General features: G+C 46.9%; 3 protein-coding genes. All 3 read left to right on the top strand.

The window, feature by feature from the left end:
* The coding region (locus ABGY95_RS05685) for a hypothetical protein (protein WP_347440729.1) at positions 1-268 on the top strand (268 nt) is incomplete at its 5' end.
* A 258-nt stretch (positions 269-526) separates the two neighbouring features.
* Positions 527-1759, top strand: a complete 1233-nt coding sequence (locus tag ABGY95_RS05680) for a DNA polymerase (protein ID WP_347440728.1) — start codon at positions 527-529, stop codon at positions 1757-1759.
* 155 nt (positions 1760-1914) lie between these two features.
* On the top strand, positions 1915-2511 hold a 597-nt coding region (locus tag ABGY95_RS05675; RefSeq protein WP_347440727.1), incomplete at its 3' end, for a hypothetical protein.

Genomic DNA, 2511 nt, shown 5'->3' with positions numbered 1-2511 from the left:
GAAAAGTGACACAAATTACCACCATCTGTGCTGCATAGCGCTTGCAGCATTGATCCAACAGTTAGTCGTGAACCATATCTTTATGTTAGCAGTTGTGAGTGTCAAAAGAGCTCCAAGCTACGAGAAGGTGAGTGAAGTGATAAGTCAGCAACTAGGCACACTGACTCTGAGTAGCTTAGGAGCTCCATTGACCCTAGAAGAACGGCATGTTTGGATGGATAAAAGATATCGTAAATCACTCCATGAGATACTCTTAACCATTAAGTGAACGCGTATGGGCGGCGACCAGTTCTCATCAATTAGCCATAAACCCTGAGAAACCTAGCCTCAGCCCAAAATTATAAAATATAATTACAAGGCTGGGCAGCATAAACTTCACCTAAAGTCGCGAGACTGAATACTGTCAACCGCTAGAAAATTGCAACCCGAGCGGTACCACTCAAATATTGGCTTGGCGTAGCGTGCTTAATATATCCACATTCACCACTAATATTGACTAGTACTCAAATGAACACTATAAGTGGCTATGTCCGAGAGCAAACTAAGCGCCTTATTTCTAGATTTTGATTCCTATTTCGCCTCGGTTGAGCAGCATGTACAGCCGAACTTGAGGGGACATCCTATTGGTGTTGCTCCGGTAGACACGGAAACATCCTCATGTATAGCAGCGAGTTATGAAGCAAAATCCTATGGAGTCAAGACGGGCACGTCGATCCGCGAAGCCCGACAACTCTGCCCAGCAATCACGATTGTTCCAGCCCGACCAGAACTCTATATCCAATACCACCACCAGCTGATCGCAGCGATAGAGACTTGCATTCATGTCGAGGCCGTTCTCTCGATTGACGAACTCTGGTGCTGGGTTCCCTACAATCTGCGGAGCAAAGAGCAACTCGACGAGATAGGCCGGAATATCAAGCAAGCCATCACAGAACAGGTTAGTCAGCACATCACTTGCACAATTGGTGTCGCTCCTAATAGATGGTTAGCAAAAATGGCATCGAAAATGCGCAAACCGAATGGTTTCCTTATCTTAGACTCCAAGGATCTCCCCGGAGCACTGCACTCACTCAAATTATCAGACCTCACTGGAGTCGGTCGCAGCATGGAGTTGAGGCTACATTCGCGAGGCATCCATAGTGTCGCTGACATTTGCTCTGCATCTCAGCAAACTCTCCATAGCGTTTGGGGAAGTATCGAGGGTGATCGATTTTGGATGAACCTGCACGGCATAGAGCCCGTTGAACAAAAGACCACGCGCCGCAGCATCGGACACAGTCACGTCCTGCCACCCGACAAACGCAAACCTGAACTAGCACTACCAATAGTCCACAAGCTCACGCAGAAAGCTGCAATCCGTTTGAGAAAAGAAGGCTATCTAGCTGGTTCAACCAAACTACAACTTCGCTACCTTCATGCTCCAAGCTGGTCCGCTGAAATGCGTTTCGAGCACTCGGATGACTCACTCCACTTTGCTAAGGTCGTCCGTACTCTTTGGAAAAAACGTCCGGACAAACAAGCCAACCTGCTCCAAATAGCCATCACCCTCAATCATCTATTAGAACAAAATAACCATACACCTTCTCTTTTTACTTTCATTGATCCAGCTAGAGAGCGCCTCAACCACGCGCTCGATGCCATTCGGCAAAAACACGGACAGAAATCCATCCACCTTGCCTGCGAGCAAGATGGGCTCTCAGCGGCTCCGATGCGCATTTCTTTCACTCACATTCCTGATATTGATTCAGAAGATCGCTAGATTGCTACTAAACAAGCGAGCATTATTTAGAATACTCGCCAAGCGTGTGAAAAATGTTTTGCTGCCACAGTATTACTCACAGCTGCTTGGCTTGCTCCAGTGCAGACTCAAACTGAGGAAGAAGCCCACAAAATTTCTCCGTGCAAGTTTTGAGAATGGCAGTATTTTGGCTCTTGAAGGATATGGTGGAAAAACGTCAAATACTACTGGCCTGCCTCAGCATTGCTCTAATCGCAGCGCTCTGCTATGTTCTTGAGGCGGCTTTTCCTCGTTTAGAGTCGAGCTCAAAAACATCTGAGCATAAGCAATCCAGACCTAGAGAATCGGTTCAGAGGAATGTACCTACAGCTCAAACTAACAGGAATTCCCCATCGCATCCGACGGATAAAGCTGCTGAAAGTCCAGAAAGTGAACTGCCAAAAGAAGGGCTCGTCCACTTTAAAAGTGAAGAAGAGTATCTCGCCTTTTTAAATAACCTTTCCAGCAGCGGCCTCCGACTTCTAGGAAATTCTGACGCACTAAGAACAGTAAGAGTGGCCTTTACCGATTTGAACCAAATCACAGACATTGACGGCTCTGATGTCTCACCTAATTTTCCCGTTTTTATTCCAGCCACGCCAGAAGTTGGCGTTCAGTCCGGAGCTCAGGCGTTTGGAGCTTCAGCGCTAGAATCTATCGGAGTATTTGAAGACAATTCAACATGGGGAAAAGGAATAACTGTCGCAGTAATTGACTCCGGAGTGAACCAACAT

The sequence above is a fragment of the Rubritalea sp. genome (genome assembly GCF_039830215.1).
Taxonomy (GTDB): Bacteria; Verrucomicrobiota; Verrucomicrobiia; order Verrucomicrobiales; family Akkermansiaceae; genus Rubritalea.
This window is presented reverse-complemented; position numbering and strand designations above follow the sequence as displayed.

Coding starts and splice junctions, on each gene's coding strand:
- ABGY95_RS05680 (WP_347440728.1), top strand. CDS start 527: ATGTCCGAGAGCAAACTAAGCGCCTTATTTCTAGATTTTGATTCCTAT.